The 21958-nt window shown below is 67.2% G+C and carries 19 protein-coding genes; 10 read left to right on the forward strand and 9 right to left on the reverse strand.

Annotated features, from left to right (window positions below; genetic code table 11):
• Positions 1-980 precede the first annotated feature (980 nt).
• The 4 genes from KAR29_RS12800 to KAR29_RS12815 all read left to right on the forward strand — a co-directional run bounded on the left by KAR29_RS12800 (position 981) and on the right by KAR29_RS12815 (position 4921).
• Positions 981-2063: an extracellular solute-binding protein gene (locus tag KAR29_RS12800; RefSeq protein ID WP_274373380.1), complete on the forward strand. Its 1083-nt coding sequence runs from the start codon at positions 981-983 to the stop codon at positions 2061-2063.
• Positions 2064-2129: 66 nt separating this feature from the next.
• Positions 2130-3209: an ABC transporter ATP-binding protein gene (locus KAR29_RS12805; RefSeq protein WP_274373381.1), complete on the forward strand. Its 1080-nt coding sequence runs from the start codon at positions 2130-2132 to the stop codon at positions 3207-3209.
• A 6-nt stretch (positions 3210-3215) separates the two neighbouring features.
• On the forward strand, positions 3216-4067 hold the full coding sequence (locus tag KAR29_RS12810) for an ABC transporter permease (protein WP_274373382.1): 852 nt from the start codon (positions 3216-3218) through the stop codon (positions 4065-4067).
• On the forward strand, positions 4064-4921 hold the full coding sequence (locus KAR29_RS12815; RefSeq protein WP_274373383.1) for an ABC transporter permease: 858 nt from the start codon (positions 4064-4066) through the stop codon (positions 4919-4921). Before KAR29_RS12810 ends, KAR29_RS12815 begins: the two co-directional genes overlap by 4 nt.
• A 120-nt stretch (positions 4922-5041) precedes the next feature.
• On the opposite strand, the gene KAR29_RS12820 is transcribed toward KAR29_RS12815, so the two are convergent.
• Together KAR29_RS12820 and KAR29_RS12825 are read right to left on the reverse strand one after the other, a co-directional pair.
• Entirely contained in the window at positions 5042-7099 is a 2058-nt protein-coding gene (locus KAR29_RS12820) for a methyl-accepting chemotaxis protein (RefSeq protein ID WP_274373384.1), read from the reverse strand.
• Between the two features lie 287 nt (positions 7100-7386).
• Positions 7387-8460 (reverse strand): HD domain-containing phosphohydrolase, encoded by a 1074-nt coding sequence (locus KAR29_RS12825; RefSeq protein ID WP_274373385.1) that lies wholly within the window; start codon positions 8458-8460, stop codon positions 7387-7389.
• 578 nt (positions 8461-9038) lie between these two features.
• Between KAR29_RS12825 and KAR29_RS12830 the strand changes: the two genes are divergently transcribed.
• Positions 9039-9704, forward strand: a complete 666-nt coding sequence (locus tag KAR29_RS12830; RefSeq protein WP_274373386.1) for a helix-turn-helix domain-containing protein — start codon at positions 9039-9041, stop codon at positions 9702-9704.
• Here the strand turns inward: KAR29_RS12830 and KAR29_RS12835 are convergent.
• The 3 genes from KAR29_RS12835 to KAR29_RS12845 form a co-directional block, all read right to left on the reverse strand.
• Entirely contained in the window at positions 9686-9970 is a 285-nt protein-coding gene (locus KAR29_RS12835) for a hypothetical protein (protein WP_274373387.1), read from the reverse strand. The two genes, KAR29_RS12830 and KAR29_RS12835, sit on opposite strands and share 19 nt — an antisense overlap.
• Positions 9971-10028: 58 nt before the next feature.
• Entirely contained in the window at positions 10029-10727 is a 699-nt protein-coding gene (locus tag KAR29_RS12840; protein WP_274373388.1) for an amidohydrolase family protein, read from the reverse strand.
• 105 nt (positions 10728-10832) lie between these two features.
• Positions 10833-11546 (reverse strand): FadR/GntR family transcriptional regulator, encoded by a 714-nt coding sequence (locus tag KAR29_RS12845; protein WP_274373389.1) that lies wholly within the window; start codon positions 11544-11546, stop codon positions 10833-10835.
• Between the two features lie 252 nt (positions 11547-11798).
• On the opposite strand from KAR29_RS12845, the gene KAR29_RS12850 reads away from it, so the two are divergent.
• From KAR29_RS12850 to ilvD, 4 genes are read left to right on the forward strand one after another with little or no spacing between them, the layout of a single operon-like run.
• The gene (locus tag KAR29_RS12850; protein ID WP_274373390.1) at positions 11799-12773 is read left to right on the forward strand and encodes a TRAP transporter substrate-binding protein; all 975 of its coding nucleotides are present in this window, start codon (positions 11799-11801) and stop codon (positions 12771-12773) included.
• A 9-nt stretch (positions 12774-12782) separates the two neighbouring features.
• Positions 12783-13283 (forward strand): TRAP transporter small permease, encoded by a 501-nt coding sequence (locus KAR29_RS12855; RefSeq protein ID WP_274373391.1) that lies wholly within the window; start codon positions 12783-12785, stop codon positions 13281-13283.
• Between the two features lie 4 nt (positions 13284-13287).
• Positions 13288-14559: a TRAP transporter large permease gene (locus tag KAR29_RS12860; protein WP_274373392.1), complete on the forward strand. Its 1272-nt coding sequence runs from the start codon at positions 13288-13290 to the stop codon at positions 14557-14559.
• 38 nt (positions 14560-14597) lie between these two features.
• Positions 14598-16259: a dihydroxy-acid dehydratase gene (gene ilvD / locus KAR29_RS12865; RefSeq protein WP_274373393.1), complete on the forward strand. Its 1662-nt coding sequence runs from the start codon at positions 14598-14600 to the stop codon at positions 16257-16259.
• 389 nt (positions 16260-16648) lie between these two features.
• Here the strand turns inward: ilvD and KAR29_RS12870 are convergent, their stop codons facing one another.
• From KAR29_RS12870 to KAR29_RS12880, 3 genes are all read right to left on the reverse strand, one after another.
• Complete coding sequence (locus KAR29_RS12870) at positions 16649-17023, reverse strand: cupin domain-containing protein (RefSeq protein WP_274373394.1); 375 nt, start codon at positions 17021-17023, stop codon at positions 16649-16651.
• 210 nt (positions 17024-17233) lie between these two features.
• Positions 17234-17437 (reverse strand): YwbE family protein, encoded by a 204-nt coding sequence (locus KAR29_RS12875; RefSeq protein WP_311135595.1) that lies wholly within the window; start codon positions 17435-17437, stop codon positions 17234-17236.
• A gap of 358 nt (positions 17438-17795) precedes the next feature.
• Complete coding sequence (locus tag KAR29_RS12880; RefSeq protein WP_274373395.1) at positions 17796-19193, reverse strand: phenylacetate--CoA ligase family protein; 1398 nt, start codon at positions 19191-19193, stop codon at positions 17796-17798.
• A 137-nt stretch (positions 19194-19330) separates the two neighbouring features.
• On the opposite strand from KAR29_RS12880, the gene KAR29_RS12885 reads away from it, so the two are divergent.
• A complete protein-coding gene (locus KAR29_RS12885) occupies positions 19331-20941 on the forward strand; it encodes a gamma-glutamyltransferase family protein (RefSeq protein ID WP_311135596.1) in 1611 nt (536 codons plus the stop codon).
• Between the two features lie 71 nt (positions 20942-21012).
• On the opposite strand, the gene KAR29_RS12890 is transcribed toward KAR29_RS12885, so the two are convergent.
• On the reverse strand, positions 21013-21921 hold the full coding sequence (locus KAR29_RS12890; protein WP_274373396.1) for a DMT family transporter: 909 nt from the start codon (positions 21919-21921) through the stop codon (positions 21013-21015).
• Positions 21922-21958 lie beyond the last annotated feature (37 nt).

A 21958-nucleotide genomic window follows, 5' to 3' on the forward strand; every position in this document is an offset into this window, starting at 1 on the left:
CGGCTAGGCTCCGAACCTCCGCCGCGGCGCGGGGTTGCCCTTGCTGGGAGCGCGGCCCGATGCGGCGGCGCGCGGGACGGGTTTATCGTCCCGGAGGGTTTCCGCCCCGAAGGCCGCCGCTGCCGCGACAGCGACGACAGGCGAAAACCCTCCGCCCCTTCGGGGCGGGCGCGGGCAAGGATGCCCACGCTCCCAGCAAAGGCCACGACACAACCCTTCCGATCCGGCGAAGCGCGGGACGGGTTTATCGTCCCGGAGGGTTTCCGCCCCGAAGGCCGTCACTGCCGCGACAGCGACGACAGGCGAAAACCCTCCGCCCCTTCGGGGCGGGCGCGGGCAGAGTCCTGAGCTCCCAGCAAAAACCACGGAACCCAACCCTCCGATCCGGCGGCGCGGAGACGACTACGCTCCGAAACCCAGCCGCGGCGCGGGGTTGCCCTTGCTGGGAGCGCGGCCCGATGCGGCGGCGCGCGGGACGGGTTTATCGTCCCGGAGGGTTTCCGCCCCGAAGGCCGTCACTGCCGCGACAGCGACGACAGGCGAAAACCCTCCGCCCCTTCGGGGCGGGCGCGGGCAAAGTCCTGAGCTCCCAGCAAAAACCACGGAACCCAACCCTCCGATCCGGCGGCGCGGAGGTGGTTACGCTCCGAAACCCAGCCGCGGCGCGGGGTTGCCCTTGCTGGGAGCGCGGCCCGATCCGGCGGGCGCGGGCAAGGTTCTGCGCTCCCGGCAAAGGTTCCGGCGCAACCCTTCGAGCCGGGGAGGGTTTTTCGTTACGAAACTGTTACTCGGAGACAACTATTAAGTTACGCCTTTTCCATATACTTTCACCCACCCCTTCGATATACTTTTTTCCGGAGAGTTGGGCGAAAAGAGCCAAACTCCAGTGAGCCCGTCGTGATCTGAAGTCTGTCGCGTGGGACGGAATGCCGTCGGACAGTCCGGAACCAGGGGGAATTCAGAACAGGAGGAATCGGGTCATGAAGAGAGTTTCGCTTTTGCCGTTGCTTCTCGTCACGCTGCTTTTCCCGTTTTTCACCGCAGAGGCCTCGGCGGCCCCGAAGAAGGCGGTGGTGCGGGTCATCACCTGGTCGGGCTACGCCCCCCAGGAGCTCCTCGACGCGTTCACGACCGAGACGGGATATCCCGTGGAGGTGACGCTGAGCAACAACGAGGAGATGATCAGCAAGCTCCGGGCCACGCGGGGCGGCGGCTTCGATCTGGCCCAGCCCTCGCAGGACCGCATCTCCTCCGTCGTGGAGCAGTACGGCCTCTATCAGGCCATCGACTTCTCCCGCATCGACGAGGGGCAGATCGATCCCTCTCTCCTCAAGGCCGTCAAGGAGAACACCCTGGTCAAGGGCCAGTCCTACGCCGTGCCTCACGTCTACGGGACGGAGGGACTCGTCGTCAACCGGGCCAAGGCGCCTGACATCAAAGATTTCAAGGATCTTCTCGATCCCAAGTACGCCGGCCGCGTCTCCTACCGCCTCAAGCGCCCGACCCTGATCGGCATGGGCTTCTCCCTGGGGCACAACCCCTTCGCCCTCTACGGCGACAAGGGGGCCTACCAGAAGTTCCTCGACGCGATGGAGACGACCCTCATCGGCGCCAAGCCTTCGGTGAAGACCTACTGGGACAACGGCGACCAGCTCCTCCAGCTCCTCCGCTCCGGCGAGGTCTGGGCCGCCTCGGCCTGGGAGCAGGCCGGATGGAAGCTCCACGGCGAGAACCCGGACATCGACTACATCGCCCCCGAGAGCGGCGCCCTGGGCTGGGTCGACACCTTCGCCATCCCCGCCCGCGCCGAGAACCTCGACGGCGCCTACGCCTACATCAACTTCATGCTCCGCCCCGAGAACGCCGCCTTCTTCACCAACCGCGAGACCTACGGGACGGCCTCGAAAGAGGCGGTGAACTTCCTCGATCCCGAGATCAAGGCCAATTTCACCCGGGGCCTTCCACCCGAGGTCCTGGCCAAGGTCAACTGGTACCCTCCCGTCCCCTCGGGCATCGAGGAGCTTGAGGGACGGACGCTCGACAAGATCAAGGCAGCCCGGTAAGGGCCACCCATCCCACAGCCACCGGCGGCCTCCGGGCCACCGGTGGCGCCGTCGAGGAGGCCCGCCATGGCCATGGCCCTTTCCGTTCGCGATCTCGTCAAGACCTTCGGCTCCTTCACCGCCGTCGATCACGTCTCCTTCGACGTCGAAGAGGGAAAGTTCTTCTCCATCCTGGGACCGTCGGGCTGCGGCAAGACGACGCTGCTCCGGATGATCGCCGGGTTTCTCCGGCAGGACAGGGGAACGATCCTTTTCGACGGGGAGGACATGAGCGACAGGGCGCCCAACAGGCGCCCCGTCAATCTGGTGTTCCAGAATCTGGCCCTCTTTCCCATGATGAACGTCTTCGAGAACGTCGCCTTCGGACTGCGCCGACGGGGGGAGAGGGGACCGGCCCTGGAGGGCAAGGTCCGTGACATGCTCGAACGGGTCGGCCTGCCCGAGGCGGGGGGGAAGCGGATCGACCAGCTCTCGGGCGGCCAGAGGCAGCGCATCGCCATCGCCCGCTGTCTCGTCCTGGACCCCACGGTGCTCCTTCTCGACGAGCCCCTGGGCGCCCTCGACGCCAAGCTGCGCGAACACATGAAGATCGAGCTCAAGGCCCTCCAGGCCCAGGTGGGGACGACGTTCGTCTACATCACCCACGATCAGTCGGAGGCCCTGGTCATGAGCGACGCCGTGGCCGTGATGAACGGCGGGCGCTTCGAGCAGATCGGGACGCCCCAGGAGCTCTACCGCCATCCGAAATCGTCCTTCGTGGCCCAGTTCGTCGGCAGCAACAACCGGCTTTCCGTCCGGCTCGTCCACGACGGCTCGGGGAGGCCGGCGGCCCGCTACGGCGATTTCGATCTGCGCCTTTCCGGGGCGGAGCCCCTCGACGGGACGGAGGCCGATCTGTTCATCCGCCCCGAGGCCGTGGAGATCGAGCCGGAGGGGACCGATTTCGACGTTCTGAGGGGCACCGTCAGGGCCCTTCTTTTCGACGGAGGCAACAGCCGCCTTCTCGTCCGCCCCGAGGGGACCGACGACGAGCTTCTCGTGGCTCTGCCCCAGACGGGGCGCCACGACACCGTCAAAGTCGGCGATTCCCTCCGCATCGGCTGGATCCCCTCGTCGTCGCGCTGCTTCGAGAAAAGGGGGCGATGAGGGACCGTGAAGACAGGCCGCGCCCTCAACTGGGGTTTCCTCTTCTTTTTCCTGCCCGTGGCTCTCTGGCTGGCCCTTCTCATCGCGCTGCCCCACCTGGAGCTGCTCCGCCTCTCCTTCACCTCCGGAACGGGGGCACCGACGCTGGCCAACTACAGGGCCTTTTTCGCCGAGCCCATCTACTGGCTCACCTTCGTCAGGACGGCCCTTTACGCGATCCTGGTGACGGCCATCGTCACGGCCGTCGCCCTGCCCATCGCCTTCTACGTCACCAAGGTCGCCGACGTCCGCGTCGGCGGCTTTCTCACCGTGCTCCTTCTCGTCCCCTTCTGGGTCAGCGAGCTGGTCCGCGTCTACGGCTGGATCATCCTCCTCCGCGAGAGCGGCGTCCTCAACCGCCTCCTGACGGCCCTGGGCCTGCTCGCCGAGCCCGTCGAGATGCTCTACAACGACGTCACCATGGTCATGGGTCTCGTCTACACGAGCATGCTCTTCATGATCGTCCCCCTCGTCGGCGTCATGGACGATCTCGACGACGCCCTCATCGAGGCGGCCTACGACCTCGGCGCCTCGAAGGGGGCCATCTGGCGCACCATCATCATCCCCCACTGCGCGCCGGGCCTCGTCTCGGGAGGCATCATCGTCTTCATGCTCGTTCTGGGCAGCTATCTGACGCCGAATCTCATGGGAGGCAAGAACTCCCTCTGGTTCACGGAGCAGATCTACAACCAGATCATCCTCTACTTCAACTGGAACCAGGGGGCGGCCTTCGGCTTCCTCCTCCTGGCTCTTTCGTCGCTCATCGTCTGGGCGGCCCTGAAGGTGACGGGCCAGAAATTCCGGGAGGTCATCCGATGATCCGGACCCTCCCCTCCTCGCGACGGTACCGCCTGACTTTCCGCCTTTTCGTGGCCCTCTACTTCCTCCTCCTCTTCGCCCCTCTCGTCGTGACGATGGTGCTGGCCTTCAACGATTCTCTCTTCCCCTCCCTGCCCTGGGAGGGCTTCACCCTCGACTGGTTTTTCGGCGAGGGGCCGCGGAAGTACGGCATCTTCCACGACAGGACCAACCTGCGCAGCCTGGCCGTCTCCTTCCGCCTGGCCCTGATCGTGACGGCCCTCTCCACCTTTCTCGGGACCTGCGCGGCCTTCCTCTTCGAGCAGGAGGAGTTCCCCTTCAAGGGAGCCCTCTACTTCCTCATGCTCGCCCCCCTCGTCATCCCCGGCGTCATCTTGGGCATCTCCATCCTCATGTTCGCCAACTCCCTGGGACTGGCCGTGGAAAACCGTTTCGACCTCTACGTCTCCTCCCTCGGCCCCGGCTTTCCCCTCATGGCGCTGGGCCAGGCCTCGTTCATCTCCACCATCGTGGCCCTCGTCGTCGCGGCGAGGCTGAAGAAGTTCGACCGCTCCCTGGAGGAGGCCGCCTACAACCTGGGAGCCAACAGGGCCCAGGTCCTCCGCTTCGTCACCCTCCCCTACCTGCGTCCCTCCATCCTGGGGGGGGCGGCCATGGCCTTCCTCCTCTCCTTCGAGAACTTCAACACCACCCTTTTCCTGGCCGGGTCGCAGGCGACGCTGCCCATCAACATGTACATGCAGGTCCGTGACGGCTCGACGCCGGTGATCAACGCCATCTCCCTTCTGCTGATCCTGGGGGCGTCCCTTTTCGCCGTGGCGAACCTCTACGGCCGCAGGAAGACCGAGCCCTGACGGACCGACGAAAAGAGAAGGAGAAGCGGCCGGTCCCTGAAGGGACCGGCCGCTTCTCCTTCTCAGGCAGGACGGGAGGAAGCCGACGGCCTCCCCCGGCCCGCCGCGGCGACGAGGACCTCAGGAACGGCGGCCGACGGGGAGCAGACCGGCCCCGTCGTCGATGCGGAAACGGCGGAGAAGGTCGCGCATCCGCTCGGCCCCCTCGGCCATGGACTGAGACTCGCGTCCCACGCCCGAACCGGCATGGGCCAGCTCCTCCGTGCTGTGGCGGATCGTCTGGGAGCTTTCGGCCATCTCGACGGTGCTCTTCGAGACCTGGTCGACGGCGCTGGCCATCTCCTCGCTGGAGGCCGCCTGTTCCTGGGCGGCGGCGGCGATGGTCTGCATGAGGTCGTTGATGCGCTCCACGTCGGCCAGGGCCCGGTTGAGTTTGTCGCGGGCCTGCTGGGCCTTTTCGGCCGTCTCCGTCATCCGCTCCCCCGTCTGGCGCGCTCCCGCCGTCGAGGCGTCGGCGCTGACCTTGAGGGAATCGATGAGCCCTCCGATCTCGCGGGCCGCCTGGTTGGACTCCTCGGCCAGCTTGCGGACCTCTTCGGCGACGACGGCGAAGCCCCGTCCCGCCTCTCCGGCCCGGGCCGCCTCGATGGCGGCGTTGAGGGCCAGAAGGTTCGTCTGGTCGGCGATGGCCGAGATGGTCGTCACGAATCCGGCGATGGCCGAGACGGATCGGACGAGGGCCTCCATGTCCTTCAGAGAGGCGGCGCTGATCTGGCCGACCTTGACGACGTCGGTGATGACCGAATCGACGACGGAGACGGCCTCCTCCGTCGCCGCCCGCGTCACGTGCGAGGCCTCGGCCCCCTCCGTCGAGGACTGAGCGGCACTCGTGGCCGACGAGGCCACCTCCTCGATGGAGGCATTGGCCTCCTCCAGGGCGGCGGCGTTCGACTGGGCCAGGTCGGCCACCTGACCGACGACATGCTTGATCTCCGAGACGGAGGCGTTGGCCTCCTCGGCCAGAGCCGCCAGGGACTGGGCCGTCTGGCCGTTCCTGTCGGCCTCGCCCAGGACGGCGGCGATCGTCTCCCTCTGGGCCGCGACCATGCGGGCCAGGGCGTCGGCCATCTGGCCCAGCTCGTCCCGGGACGAGGCGGCGAAATCCTCCCGCTTCAACGTCAGGTCCCCCTCGCCCAGCTTCTCCGTCGCCGCCTTCATGGAGGCGATCCCCCTCGACAGCCCCCGGACGACGACGGCGACGATGGAAGCCGTCACGACGAGGGCCAGAGCGGCGACGAGCAGCAGGATCGTCGTGAGGCCGTGGACCATGGCCGTGATCTCCGAGACGGGAAAGAGGATGCCCAGCGAGTAGCCCCTCCGCGTCGGCACGTAGAACATCTGGCGCTCCTCGCCCTCGTACGTGTAGGTGTCGAAGCCGCTGGCCCCGGCCGTCATCCTCTCGCCGATCTTCCGAAGCGGCTCGGGGAAGGAGGGATCCTTGAGGATGTTGGCCTTCAGGACCTTCTCCCTGTCGTGATAGGCGACGAGGACGCCGCTGGGAAGAACGAGAAGGCCGCTCCCCTTGCCGAAGACCTTCAGGCCCGCTATGGCCTCGCTCATGGCGCCGACGTTCATGTCGGCCACGACGACGGCCAGGGGCTTCCCTCCGTCGTCGTAGACGGCCGTCGAGACGGAGATGTTCATGGTGTGGTTGATCTGCTCCTCGAAGGGCTCGGAGAAGACGACGACGCCCCTGCCGGCGGCCAGAGCCGACGCGTACCAGGGGCGGGTGCGGGCGTCGTAGCCCTCGGGGGCCTTCCATCGGGCGCCGTCGGCCAGCTCGCCCGTCCCGGCCAGGCCGACGCGGAAGCTGCCGATGCCCTTCTCCCTGGCCCCTTCGGTGAGGGCCACGACGAGGTCTTCCACCGCCGCGCGGTCGGAGAGGTCGAGACGGGTCATGGCGTGGCGCACCGATTCGGCGGCCACGAGGACCATCGCCTCGATCCTGTCGAACTGGCCGTCGATGTTCTCGGCCGAAGTGCGGACGACTTCCGACCCCGCCGTGTTGACGAGTCCCCTGACGATGGTCCCGCCGCGATAGTAGGTCGTCGCGGCCATGACGGCGATCACCGCCAGGACGACGACCGCCATGCCGATCAGCTTGCCTCGAATGGTCATGATCTATCCCTCCGTTCTTCCGTCGCCGTGTCCCTGAGGTCGGCGAGTCTCCTTTCCTCGGGTCCGAAAGCCGGGGAAGCGACGGGTGCCCTGGGGAAATCGTCCGGATGCCGCCGTCCCGCAGGCGGGCGGCGGGCTCCGGTGAGGCGCTTCGGTCATTCCCCCCGATCGCCGGAAAAACGGCTCCGGTCCCGTCGGGAGGCGGGCACCTTGATGGATGATACGATTGTCTTTCGAGAGAACGGGAAAGGCGTCCCTTCGCCCACGACGGGGAGCCCCTCGGACGGTCAGAGAGAGCGGGAGATTTCCCCGAACCGGTCGGCGCAGCTCAGGAAGAGGGCGACGACGGCCGGATCGAAATGGCTGCCGCCCCCTCCGACGATGACGGAGAGGGCCTCGTCGTGGCCCATGGGCTCGTGGTAGGGGCGCTCCGTGACGAGGGCGTCGTAGACATCGGCCACGGCCATGAGACGGGCCGAAAAGGGGATGGCCTCGCCCTTCAGGCCCTGGGGATAGCCCGTGCCGTCCCATCGCTCGTGGTGGTATTCGACGATCTCCCGGGCATAGGGGATGAAGGAGGCCTTTCCCAGAATGGCCTCGACCCTCTCGAGGATGCGGGCGCCGATGAGAGGGTGCTGCTTGATGACGTCGAACTCCTCCTTCGTCAGCCTTCCCGGCTTGAGGAGGATGGCGTCGGGGACGCCCACCTTGCCCACGTCGTGCAGCGCCGCCGACTGCCAGACCAGGTCGACGTGTTCCGGAGGATAGAGCGTCGCCGCTCCCGAGGTCTCCAGAAGAAGCCTCACGTAGGCCTTGGTCCTCTCGATATGGGCGCCCGTCCCTCCGTCGCGCGACTCGGCCAGGATGGCCATGCTGCCGATGATGGCCTCCTGATGACGCTCCAGCTCGGCGGCCCGACAGGCCAGGCGGGACTCGGCCTCTCTCTCGCCCGTCACGTCGCGGATGAGGGCGACGCAGCTTCCGTCCTCGACGGGAGAGAAACGGGTCCGGTAGCTTCGGTGACGCCCCTCGACGGAAAAGGTGCCGCTGAAACTCTTGACCTCTCCCGACGAAAGGCAACGTCGGTAGGTCCGATAGTGGCGCTCCAGCTCCTCCGCCTCGAGGAACTCCTCCACCCGGTGGCCGACGACTCCCTCGCCGAGAGGGAAGGACGCTTCTTCCGGAACGTGGCCGTAACGGATGAATCCGTCGCCGTCGACGACGAAAAGGGGATCGGTCAGGGCCTCGACGATGGCGGCGCTGCGGCTTCGCTCCCGGCGCAGCTCCTCTTCGAGATCGAGGCAGCGCCGCCGGAGCCGAGAAAGACCGAGGGCCCTTCCGGCGGCCCTGGACGAGGTCATCGGAAAGGCCCCTTCCCTGGGACCATGACAGACTGTGAAAAAACCGGAAGGCACCCCGCCTCACGACGGGAGAGGAGGGATCGGATCCGCCTCCCCGGCTTTCTTCCTCCCGGGCCGCGAAAGGCCCGGCCGGGAAGAGAGCCGCCGCAAGGCGCCTCCCCCGTCGCGGAGCCGAAAGACGAGACCGGAGCCTCCGGCCCCTCCCCCCGGCCGCGGCGGAGCCTCTCGGCCGCCACGCCGACACCGCAGAGGACGTCGTCTTCTGCCGGCCCGCCGGCCCTCTTTTCACGCTCTCTCCGTCGATCCATGGGCGCCTCCCGTGTCTCCACAAAGAGGGCCCCTCTTCCCCGCGCCGGACACCGCGCAGAAGAAATCACCGTCCGGCCGAAGAAAGGCCCCTTCCGGAATCGAATCTGCCGACACCTCATGGATTATATCCATTCTGGACGCAATAACGCAAGCCGATATGGCGTTTAATGACACTTCGGATGACATCCCACTCCCGAAGCGTCTCTTTGGGATGTCTTCCGCTCTGGTAGCCTCTTAGTTGAATCTCTATGAATGGGAGAGTGACATCCATGAATTTCGGCAACCGCATCAAGGCCTGTCGCACTCGGTTGGGGCTTTCCCGGACGGCCCTCGCCTCCCGGCTCGGCGTGATCGGAAACACCGTCTACCGTTGGGAGAAGGGCGAGCGATCTCCCGACCAGGCCATGATCGTCCGCCTCGCTCAGGCTCTCGATACCTCCGTCGCCTACCTCATGGAGGAGACGGACGACAGCCGTTCCGTCGGCACCCGACAGAAAGAGCCGGTCTCCGCAGAGACCGGCCCCTGTTTCGAGAACAGTTTCCCCGACGGAGGAGGCGAAACGCCTCCTCTCACGTTGCCATCGGGACGGGTCCTGGCCGTCACGGCCCGCCAGAGCGAGGCCTACCGCCGCTGGGAGGGAAACCGCAGCCTCGACGCGACCCTCGCCGTCGCCGCGACCCTCGCCGTCCCCCTCATCGACCTCGTCCCCTCGCCTCCCTCCGTCGGGGACGACCGGACCAAGACCCAACGCGACCTCGCGCTGCTTTTGAGGACCCTGGCCGCCATCGAGGCCGATCGTCTGGCGCTGGGAAGGCTGGCCCGACGTCAGGACATCGACGGGCTTTCGGAGAATGACGCCCGGCACATTCTGGACGTCATTCTCGATTCGGCCCGATGGGTCCTCCACCAGACCCTTCAGTATCCCGTCAGGTAGGAGGAGGACGCACGGAGCCCCGAGGCCTCTCCTCGGGGCCCTTCCAGGAAGTCGCCGACGTCCCGATGGACGAGGGTCCGCCACTCGTCTTCGGTGAAGGGGAGGCGGCGCCGGGCCTCGTCGAGGGCCTCCCCCGTCGTCTCGACCCACCAGTCGCTGCCGAAGGCGACGCGGTCCAGCCCCCAGCGCCGGGCCATCGCGACGGCCCGGGCCAGCCCCGCCCCGTCGGCGACGGAAAGGCCCGGGATGGGCCTTTCGCAGGCCACCCCCGCCAGGTCGAGCCAGAGGCGGTGACGGCCCAGGGAGGGATCGGCCTCGAAGCGGCTAAGGATCGTCTCCAGCAGGGCCTCCGTGGCCTCGTCCCAGCCCCCCCCCGCCGCCGAGATGGGCCAACTGGACGCGCAGCTCGCCGTGCTCGGCCAGAAGGTCGACGAAAAGCTCCCCGTCTCGGGCACCGAAACGGGGGTTGCGGTTGCGGAAGTGGAGAAGGACGGGAATTCCTCTGGCCTCGGCCCGCTCGAGAACGGCATCGAGGGCCTTCCGGTCCCCGTCGCGCCTCAGATCGACGTCGGAGTTGGCCAGGTGCAGCTTGAGCCCCCTGAGGCCGAAGCGGTCGACGGCTTCGTCGACGGCCTCGGGAGCCCCCTCGATAAGAGGGTTGACGGAGGCGAATCCCACCAGGCGGGGGTGGATCAGGACCTGGAGGGCCGCGTAGGCGTTGCTCCTCCGCGTGTCGAACCGGGGATCGGAGGAGCCCATCTCGGCCATCGTCACGAGGTAGGCGTCGGAGAGGGCGAAGGCGCCGTCGAAACCGGCCTCGTCGAGGAGGGAGACGAGGGTCGCGCCCGACGACGTTTCGATGGTCCAGCCGTAGAGCTCGGGGCCGACAAGCCGCCTCAGGCGGTGGGCCGCCATGGGACTGAGCAGATGCATGTGGCGGTCGACGGCCTCTCGGGCCTCGGAGGGGAAGGGAACGGAAAGAAGAACGAGGGCTGCGAAAAGGGACCGGACCTTCAGGGACACTCCGAAACGCCTCCTCATGGGGAAAGTTTATCCTCCTTTATTGTAGCGCTTCTATCGTGGCGCTTCGCCTGCCCGTGGCGTCGGGCCCCTCGGGCCCCGTTCCGTTCATCCCCGCTGAAACTCCTCGAGCCGGCCCAGACGGCGATGCTCGGCCAGGGCCCTCTCGATGTGATCCCTCGCGACCCGGGAGGCCCTCTCCCCGTCGCCGTCGCAGACGCTCTCGACGAGGGCCTCGTGCTGGGCCAGAACGATGTCGGGCCACTCGAGGCGGGAGAAGAGCCACCGTCGGCTCTGACCGATATAGCGCTCCATGACCTCGGCCAATCCCTCGTGGATGCGCTGAAGGAGGTCGTTGTGGGCCGCCTCGACGACGGTGCGGTGAAGGAGGGAATCCCAGTGGGCCCCCTCGCCGTCCCAGGTCTCCCCCTCGACATGGACCGTCCGGAGGTGGCTCAGGCAGAGCCGGAGACGCTGGACCTCCTCGTCGCTCCGCCTTCGGGCCGCCAGGGCGGCCGTCGGGGCCTCGATGACGGTCCGGACCTCCATGAGCTGCTCCATGGCCATCGAGGGCCAGAGGGAGGCCGGACGAAGGCTGGCCGCGACGTCGGGCAGGCGGCGGACGAAGATGCCCTCGCGCCCCCGCAGTTCGAGATAGCCCTGACACTCGAGGGTGATCAGCGCCTCCCTGAGGAGGTTGCGGCTCACCTTCAGTTCGGCGGCCAGCTCCCGCTCCGGCGGCAGGCGGTCGCCCTTTCCGTAACGGCCCTCGTCGACGGCGGCCGCCAGCCGGTCGATGAGGGCTTTGCGCTTCGTCTCCACGGCATCTTCTCCCTCGAAAGTCTTTTCCGGCTCCGCAGACGGAAAGCCCGTCGGCAGCCGTTGAAGCGCCGTCAGGGCCCCCGCCCCGGAGGGCATCGAAGGGCCGGGCAGCCAGGCCCTTCGCTCTTCCCGGGCCTGTCAAGCCGCGCGCTTTATCCTTGCAGCCCATCGAGGAGCATACTATAATATTTTAGCCTGTGGTAGAACCTTGGTTGAACCAAATTTTGACCCATTCGGGGAGGTCGAAGATTCATGAAACGAATCGCCGCAGTCGCACTGACCTTGGCCGCACTTCTGGCCACGACGGCAGGAGCCCTTGCCGCCACGGAGATCAAGCTGGCCCATGTCGTCAACGAGAAGGACGCCTTCCACGCCTGCGCCCTCAAGTTCAAGGAGATCGTCGAGGAGAAGACGGGCGGCGAGATCGTCGTCCAGCTCTTCCCCAACGCCACCCTCGGCGACGAGAGGAACCTCCTCGAGGGGCTCAAGATGGGCGTCATCGATTCGGCCATCATCACCGGCGGCCCCATCATCAACTTCATGCCCCAGTTCGGCGTCTTCGACCTGCCCTTCCTCTTCTCCTCGCCCGAACATGCCTACAAGGTCCTCGACGGCGAGATCGGCCGGAAGATGCTGGCCGACATGGAGAAGAACGGCTGGAAGGGGCTGGCCTACGGCGAGCGGGGCTTCCGCAACCTGACCAACAGCAAGCGTCCCGTCGTGACGCCCGAGGACATGAAGGGCCTCAAGATCCGCCTCATGCAGAATCCCGTCTTCGTCGATTCCTTCAAGGCCCTGGGCGCCAACGCCGTCCCCATGGCCTGGACGGAGGCCCTGACGGCGCTTCAGCAGGGCGCCATCGACGGCCAGGAGAACCCCCTCAACGTCATCGTCGCCTTCAACCTCAACGAATCTCAGAAGTACCTCTCCATGACCCGCCACGCCTATTCGCCCAACGTCATCCTCTTCAGCCTCGTCCAGTGGAAGAAGTTCTCTCCCGAGCAGCAGGCCATCATGGAGGAGGCCGCCCAGGCCGCGGCGAAGTACAACCGCGAGCTGGACAACGCCAACGAGGCCCAGTGGCTCCAGGAGCTGAAGGACAAGGGGATGGAGGTCGTCGAGACGCCCGACCTGGCCGCCTTCCGCGCCGCCGTTCAGCCCATCTACGAGAAGTATCAGGACAAGTTCGGCAAGGACCTCATCGAGGCCATCCAGAACGTCCAGTAGGCTTCGACGATGACAACGGACAGGGCCCGAGGCGGGGAGCGTCGCTCCCCGTTTCTCCGCCTCAGCGACGGGCTCAACGGAATCAGCGAGCGCCTTCTTTTCCTCCTCATGGCGGCCATGATTCTCCTCACCATCCTCCAGATCGTCTTCCGCCTTCTGGGTGACGCCCTCATCTGGTCCGAGGAGGTCATCTGCTTCGCCCTCGTGGCGGCGACGATGGTCGGCGCCTCGGTGGCCTTCAAGCGGGGCAGCCACATCGCCGTCACCTCTCTCATCGACCGGCTGAGCCCGGAAAGACGCAAGATCATGGCCTGCCTCGTCCACGGCGTGGGAATGGCCTTTTTCGTCGTCGTCGCCTGGTACGGCGTCGTCCTCATGAGGGGCGAGGCCTTCCAGACGACGCCCGCCCTGGGGATTCCCATGAGCTGGATCTACCTGCTCTACCCCCTGACGGGAGCGGTGACCCTCGTCCACCTCGTCTCGGCCCTCGTCGAGACGCTGAGGAGCTGAAACCATGGGACTTCTGCTGACCGGCTCCTTTCTCCTGTTCATGATTCTCGGCGTTCCCATAGGCCTGGCCATCGGCGCCTCGTCGCTCCTCGTTCTCGTCGTCAGCGGCCTCCCCCTGGAGATGGTCCCCCAGACGATGTTCGCCGGGACGAGCTCCTTCGCCCTCGTGGCCGTCCCCTTCTTCATCCTCGCCGGCGACATCCTCTCCCGGGGCGGCATATCGGAACGGATCGTGGCCTTCGCCGAGGCCTCGCTGGGCCGCATCCGGGGGGGGCTTTCCATCGTCTCCACCGTGGCCTCCATGTTCATCGCCGCCATATCCGGGTCAGGGGCGGCGACGACGGCCGCCGTCGGTACGGCCCTCCTCCCTCAGCTCAAGGAGAAGGGCTACGACGTCGATTTCTCGGCGGCCCTCATCGCCGCCGCCGGGACCATCGGCGTCGTCATTCCCCCCAGCGTCCCCATGGTGCTTTACGCCGTCATCTCGGGCATCTCGGTGGCCAAGCTCTTCCTGGCCGGATTCATCCCCGGCGCCCTCATGGGACTGGGACTCATCGTCTACGCCCTCTACGTGGCCCGCAGGCGCGGCTACCCGGCCAGCCCGCCCGTCTGTCGGGCCGAGAAATGGCGCCGCTTCCGCCAGGCCCTCTGGGGGCTGATGACGCCCCTCATCATCCTTGGCGGCATCTTCACGGGCTTCTTCACCCCCTCCGAGGCGGCGGCCGTGGCCGTCGTCTACTCCCTGGCGGTGGCCTTCTGCATCTACCGCACCCTGGACCTGAAGGGGATCTACAGCCTCGTCGTCAACGCCGGCGTCACGTCGGCCCTGATCATGTTCATCATCGCCACGGCCAAGCTCTTCGGCTGGGGGCTGGCCTTCTACCAGATCCCCGAGACGGTGGCCCGCACCGTCCTCGCCCTGGCCGGCAATCAGTCGGTGCTGATCTACCTCGTCATCGCCGTCATCATCCTCGTGGCGGGCATGTTCATGGAAACGGCCTCGGCCCTGATCATCCTGACGCCCCTCTTCCTGCCCACGATCCAGCAGCTCGGCGGCGACCTGATCCACTTCGGCCTCATCATCACCGTGGGGCTCGCCATCGGCATGGCCACGCCGCCCGTGGCCATCGACATCTACGTGGCCAGCGCCATCACGGGCCTCACCGTCGAGGAGATCAGCCGCCCCATCGTTCCCATGGTGGCCATCCTCATCGCCGTCCTGCTGCTGATCACCTACGTGCCTCAGCTCGTCCTCTTCCTGCCGGGACTCTTCTGATCCCGCCCCACTCGAAAATCAATGAAGGAGTGATCCTTATGAAAAGCAGTCTGGCCAAAGAGGGACTCGCCAGGGCCCCCCACCGCTCCCTCCTCAAGGCCTCGGGCTTCACCGACTGGGAGATCGCCCGCCCCTGGATCGGCGTCGTCAACGCCTACAACTCCATCATCCCCGGCCACACCCATCTGAACCGCCTCGCCGAGGGGATCAAGAATTCCGTCTACGGCCACGGAGGCCTGCCCCTGGAATTCCCCACCATCGGCATCTGCGACGGCATCGCCATGAACCACGAGGGGATGAAGTTCTCCCTCCCCAGCCGCGAGCTGATCCGCGACTCCGTCGAGGTCATGGCCCGAGCCCACGCCCTCGACGCCCTGGTGCTGCTCACCAACTGCGACAAGATCATCCCCGCCATGGCCATGGCCGCCGCCGAGCTGAACATCCCCGCCATCGTCATCAGCGGAGGGCCCATGCTGGCCGGCCGCCACAAGGGCAAGGACATCGACCTGAGCAACATCTTCGAGGCCGTCGGGAAGAGGACGGCGGGACTCATCGACGACGCCGAGGTCGAGGCCGTCGAGAACGCCTGCTGTCCCACCTGCGGCTCCTGCGCCGGCATGTTCACGGCCAACACGATGAACTGCATGATGGAGGCCCTGGGCCTGGCCCTTCCCGGCAACGGCACCATTCCCGCCGTCCTCTCGGCCCGGGACCGTCTGGCCAAGGAGGCGGGACGGTACGTCATGATGCTCCTCGAAAAGGGCATCAGGCCCCGCCAGATCCTGACCAAGCGGGCCTTCCTCAACGCCGCCGCCGTCGACATGGCCCTGGGCGGATCGACGAACACCATGCTCCACCTCCCCGCCGTGGCCCACTCCGCCGGAGTGGAGCTGACCCTGGCCGAGCTCGATGCCATCAGCGCCAGGACGCCCCACCTGTGCAGCATGAGCCCCGGCGGCAGCCACCACATCCAGGACCTCTACGGCGCCGGCGGCGTCCAGGCCGTCATGGCCCGCCTCCTCGAAAAGGGGCTCATCGACGGCGGCACCCTCACCGTCACGGGCAGAACCGTCGCCGAAAACCTCGAGGGCGTGACCGTCACCGACGAGACCGTCATCCGTCCCCTGGACGACCCCTATCACGCCCAGGGGGGCATCGCCGTCCTTCGGGGCAATCTGGCCCTTGACGGGTCCGTCGTCAAGCAGTCGGCCGTCGCCCCCGAGATGATGGTCCACAGCGGACCGGCCCGCGTCTTCGACGGCGAGGAGGCCGCCACGGAGGCCATCATGGCCGAAAAGATCCGCTCCGGCGACGTCGTCGTCATCCGCTACGAAGGCCCCAAGGGCGGGCCGGGCATGAGAGAGATGCTCACGCCCACGGCCACCCTGGCCGGCATGGGCCTGGACCGCTCCGTGGCCCTCATCACCGACGGCCGCTTCTCCGGCGCCTCGCGGGGCGCCTCCATCGGCCACGTCTCGCCCGAGGCCGCCACGGGAGGGCTCATCGCCCTCGTCGAGGAGGGCGACACCATCGAGATCGACATCCCCGCCCGGCGCCTCCACCTGGCCGTCTCCGACGAGGAGCTCCAGAGACGCCGCCAGGCCTGGCAGCCCCGCCTCCCCGAGACGAAGAGCTCCTTCCTGGACCGCTACCGCGCCTTCGTCACCTCAGGAGCCCAGGGGGCCGTCTTCGACCGGTAGGCAATCCTCTCGGGAGCCTTCCAGACGACATCCTCCTGAACAGGAAGGGCCTCGGGGAATCTCCTTCCCCGAGGCCCTTCCTGTCGTCTGAAGTTCCTGTTTGCCTGGAGGAAAACCCGTAAACCTTCTCCGGCGCAACGTGCGCCGGGAAGAAGGTGGGTGCACGATGAACGACGCCGTCAAGGGCATCGTCAAAGTCGTGCTCAAAGCGCTCCTGCAGTTCATCGTAAGCCGCGTCATCACACGCTTCCTCGACGCGCTCTAGCGGCGGTCGGAAGGGGTCCCGCTCCGGCGGGGCCGTGCCGCCGACAAACCCCGGGGGCTGCAGCCCCCGGGCGACCGGTCTTCCCGGTCCGGTCTCGTCCGCCGGACCGGGGAGACAGGCCCCGTCAGAGCTTTCCCTCGTCGAAGGGATCGCCCTTTTTGGGCACCATGCAGATGAACTTCAGGTCTCCCGTCCCCACGTTTTCGAAGACGTGCTCCACGCCGGGCGGGACATAGGCCCAGCAGCCGCCTTCGAGCTCGCAGGTCCGGCCGTCGATGGTCCCCTTCACCTGCCCCTCGAGGATGAGGATGTAGTGGGGCCAGTCGTGGCTGTGGAAGGGCGTCCGGCTGCCCGATCGGGTCGTGAAAAACCGGACGACATAGTCGTCCCAGAAGCGGCCCGGTCCGAAGACGACGCGCTTCGTCGTCCCCTCCATCTCGGGCGTGGCGATGACGGGCAGGTCTTCCAGCCGACCTCCCTTTTCCCGTTCCTTATCCATCTCGATCCCCCCTGGTTCTTCTGTCGTGCTTTTTCCCGTTCCCTTTCTCAGGTTCGTTCTCTGGGCCGATGGCTCCCCCTGTCGGCCTCCCTCGCGGAAGAGGGCGAGCCGCGCCGGGAGCCGCGAGGGGGAAAAGACCGCCTCCGGACGTCGGGACGGTTCGCCGGACCGGCCGGTCCGAAGGGCTGAGCCCCGGCCTGCGGTCGGGGCTCAGCCGAGGATCTCCTTCACCCGACCGACGAGACCCCCTTCGAGCCTCACCTTGATGCCGTGAGGGTGGGTGGGACTTTTGGTGAGCAGGTCTCTGACGACGCCCTCCGTGAGGCGCCCCGTGGCCTGGTCGGCCTTCTGGACGACGCGGACTCTCAGGCCGGGGCGGACATGGGCCCTGATCGTTCCCTCCAGCGTTCTCACCTCCCTTTCGCGGGGGCCTTCGGCGGCCGTCGCGAAGCCCCCTCAGTATAGACGATGCCCGAAAAGCGCGCCGGGCAGGGCGATCGAGGAGGGGAACCGGAAGCAGATCCGCTCTCCCCAAGACGCGAAGACACACGACAAAAGCCTCCGGGACCCGGCGCACGACGGCCGCGCCCGAGAGGGCTCTCCTCCTTCCCTCAGGGGAGCCGCTCCCCCGGAAGTCTGTCGGGCCCGGCCTGGTGACAGCCGATCGGTGCCCTTTCCTGCTATCGGCAAAGAAGCTCTTTGTCCTTGAAGTCCGTTTTGGGTCCCACCGGTCGGGCCAGAGCGACCTTTTTTCGGAGAATTCCGAAAGCCCCTAGCCGACGTAGCGGAACTTGGTCCCGCCGAACATCTCCCTGTCGTCGACGAAGCGCAGCCGAGGCAGGGCCTTGGAGCCCTGCTTCTCGCGGACGACGGCGTATTCGGCGCTGGCGGCGGCCAGGCAGGAGGCCATCAGATCCGAAAGAGCCGCGGCGTCGCCCTCGCCGCCGCGACGGGGTTCGAGGAGGATCTCCAGGACGGGGTCCAGGTCGGCCGCCTCTTTTTTGCGGATCTGGAACTGCCCCGTGCAGCAGGACCGGAAGGCCTCCTGTCCCTCGACGATCTCCCGGACCTGCTCGACGAGGACGTTGGCGCCGAAGAAGGAGACGCCGCCGTCGATGCGCCCCCAGACGAGGACGAAGGGCAGATCGCGGACGCGGGAGGGGTCGCCGCCCCTCTCGGCCAGCAGCCTCAGGGGATCGACCCCGACAGAGGCGAGGCGCTCCATCATCTCGCCGTAGGCGATGAGGCTGGCCCTGTCGCCGCTGCGGTAGCGCAGGAGGGGGACGGCCTGGTAGCGGGAGACGACGAGTTCCTCCCCCTCGAGCTCGACGTGGAAGACGGAAGGGTCGTACTGACAGAGGGAGGGGATCTCGTCCCGCCCCAGGACGGCCCTGGCCAGGCCCCTCTCGTGGAGGAGGCGGCGGATGGCGATGGACAGGGGCGTCTCCTTGCCCAGGCTGCCGAAATCGGTCGAGCCGTAGCCGGAGACGATGCTGTGGAGGTTCCCCTCGTCGTAGCCCATGAGCCGGTTGAGGTGGTCGCGGTAGCGTTCGCTGTACCCCTCGCCGGCCAGACGAAGTCCCATGCGGTAGGCGGCCAGGGGAAGGTCCCGGGCGGCGGCCCGTTCGAGGATGGTCCGGGCGAAGGGGGGATAGCTGTAGAGGACCGTCCCCTCGAACTTCCCGGCGAAGGCCTCGAGCATGTCGACGGCCTCGTCCATGTCGAGTCCCGGCGTGACGAGGGTCAGTCCGCCCCTCTGGACGGCCAGGTTGCGGAGCCCCCAGGAGGTCAGCTCGCCGCTGATCCAGGACCCCAGGGCCAAAGAGACGACGGCGAAAAGGGGGCGGCTCGAGATGGAGAAGGCCTCGTCGAGATCGCTGTAGAGCCAGTCGGCGACGTAGCGCTCCTGCTCGGGAAGCTGGGGCCAGAAGAAGGGCTTGCCCTTCGTCCCCGAGCTGCGGCAGAGGACGTGCTTTCCCCTCAGCGTGCCGTCGATGCAGAGAGCTTCCAGCGGGTAGGCCTTGATGTAGTCGGCCTTCGACGTCAGCGGGAGACTTTTGACCTCCTCGGGGCTCCTGATTTCGGGACGGCGGCCGCATCGTTTTTCGACGTAGTCGCCGTAGGCGGGAACCCGCTCCAGGGCCAGCCGGCAGAGTTCGACGATGTCCAAGGGCTTCAGCTCCTCTCGGGTCCGTTCCCTCTGAGGGAACGGTTGTTTTTTCGTGATGCCTCCAGTATGGACCTTCCGGGAGAGCCTGACCAGAGGTGTATGATGGGAGGAAATTTCCCGGCAAGGAGGTCTTTCCCGTGCAGATCGACGCCCTCACCTATCGCTATCCCTCGCGGCGGAACGTCGTCTTCGCCTCGCGGGGCATGGTGGCCACGAGCCATCCCCTGGCGGCCCAGGCCGGACTGGAGATTCTGAAAAAGGGGGGCAACGCCGTCGACGCCGCCCTGGCCACGGCCGCCGCCCTGACCGTCGTCGAGCCCACGTCGAACGGCCTGGGCGGAGACGCCTTCGCCCTCGTCTGGCACGAGGGACGCCTCGAGGGCCTCAACGGAAGCGGTCCCGCTCCGTCGGGCCTCGACGCCGGGCCCTTCCGGGCCGGAGGGCTGAAGGCCCTGCCCGCCTACGGCTGGCCGGCCGTCACCGTCCCCGGCCTTCCGGCGACGTGGGGGGCCCTCTCGAAACGCTACGGCCGCCTCTCCCTCAAGGAGGTCCTGGCCCCGGCCGCGGCCTGCGCCGAGGAGGGCCATCCCGTGGCGCCCAACGTGGCCCGCCTCTGGCACAGGGCGGCCTCCCTCTTCGGCACGAACCTCAGGGGAGATCTCTTCCGCCCCTGGTTCGAGACCTTCTGTCCCGGCGGCAGGCCGCCACGGCCGGGCGAGCTCTTTCGCAACCCCGATCAGGCCCGGACCCTGGCCGCCCTGGCCGAGACGAAGGGACGGGATTTCTACGAGGGGGAGCTGGCCCGGCGGATCGTCGCCTTCGCCGAGGCGACGGGAGGCTACCTGAAGCCGGGCGATCTGGCCGCCTTCGAGCCCCAGTGGGTCGAACCCCTGGGCGTCGACTATCGGGGCTACAGGGTCTGGGAGATCCCTCCCAACGGCCAGGGCCTCGTCGTCCTCATGGCCCTCAAGATCCTCGAGGGCTTCGAGTTCGCCCACCGCGACGACCCGCGGACCTTCCATCTCCAGCTGGAGGCGATGAAGCTGGCCTTCGCCGACGGGGCCCGCCACATCGCCGACAGGCGTTTCGCCGACGTCCCCGTCGAGGAGCTCCTCGGCGACGCCCACGCCGCCAGGCGGCGGGCCCTCGTCGCCGAGGACGAGGCCCGTCCCCCTCGGGCCGACCTGACCGACCAGGGAGGAACGGTCTACCTGGCCGCCGCCGACGGCGAGGGGATGATGGTCTCCTACATCCAGAGCAACTTCTGGGGCTTCGGCTCGGGCCTCGTCGTCCCCGGAACGGGAGTGGCCCTCCACAACCGGGGACTGGGATTCAGCCTCGAAAAGGACCACCCCAACGTCCTCGAGCCGGGCAAACGTCCCTACCACACCATCATCCCCGGATTCCTGACCTGCCGAGGCGAGGCCGTCGGCCCCTTCGGCGTCATGGGCGCCTTCATGCAGCCTCAGGGCCACGTCCAGGTCGTCATGAACAGCGTCGACTTCGGCCTCAACCCCCAGGAGGCCCTCGACGCCCCCCGCTGGCAGTGGACGTCGGGCAAGACCGTCGAAGTCGAGCCGGGCTTTCCCCATCCGGCGGCCCTCGATCTGGCCCGGCGCGGCCACGACGTGAGGCAGGCCCTGGAATCGACCTCTTTCGGGCGGGGGCAGATCATCTGGCGCAGCGACGAGGGAAGCCTCGCCGGAGGGACGGAGCCGAGGGCCGACGGCACCATCGCCGCCTGGTAGAGCCTCCGGCCCGGACGCAAAAAGAAAACAAGAAAAAAAGAAGAGGCCTCCCGATCGGGAGGCCTCTTCTTTCATTTTTCCCCTTTCGGCCGGAGGGGCCCCGGAGAGGCAAGGGACTCCCACTCGGCGAGGATCACGCCGGCCATGACGAGGAGACCGCCGAGGGCGAACTGGACGTTCCAGCTGTCGCGCCCCATGAGAATGGCCAGCAGGAAGCCGAAGGGACTCTCCAGGGCCAGGAGGATGGCGGCGTGCGTCTCCGGCGTGTAGCGCTGGGCCACGGTCTGGACGAGAAAGGCCAGGACCGTCGCCCCCAGGGAGACGAAGAGGATCGCGCCCCAAAGGGGCAAGGCCAGGCGCAGGCCGGGGAAGGGCTCCACGGCCAGAGCCGACAGGACGAGGACCAGGCAGGCCACGTCGATCTGGATCACCGTCAGAGCCAGGGGGTCCATGCGGCGGCTGAAGAAGCCGATGGCGATGAAGTGGAGGGCGATGAGGAAGGCCATGGCGGCCGAGAGGGCGTCTCCGGCGTTGAAGCGCATGCCCGGCGAGAAGGCCATGACGAGAAGGCCCGCCGTCGTCGCCGTCGCCCCGGCCAGGGCCCAGGAAGAGGGCAGGCGGCGGTAGATGAGGGCGAAGAGGAAGGGGACGATGACGACGTTGGTCCCGGCGATGAAGGCCTGCTTGCCCGGCGTCGAGAGCTTGAGTCCCCAGACGTGACAGAGGAAGAGGAGGGCGACGAGGAGCCCCACCAGGGCGCCGCCGAAAAGATCGCTCCTTTCCAGGCGCGCCAGACGTCGGTGGAAGAGAAGGGTCAGCAGGACGGAGCTGATGGAAAAGCGGAAGGCCAGCACCCAGAGGGGGGAGAGGTGCTGGAGGAGATAGTCCGTGACGGGATAGCCGCCGCCCCAGACGAGGGCGATGAGGACCATGGCCCCGTCGGCGACGAGAGTCTGGAACGACGACAGTTTCTTATCCATCACGGCTCCTCTCCTTCCGGCGACGTCGCCTCTTCCC

Source organism: Aminithiophilus ramosus, from assembly GCF_018069705.1.
Lineage (GTDB): Bacteria > Synergistota > Synergistia > Synergistales > Aminithiophilaceae > Aminithiophilus > Aminithiophilus ramosus.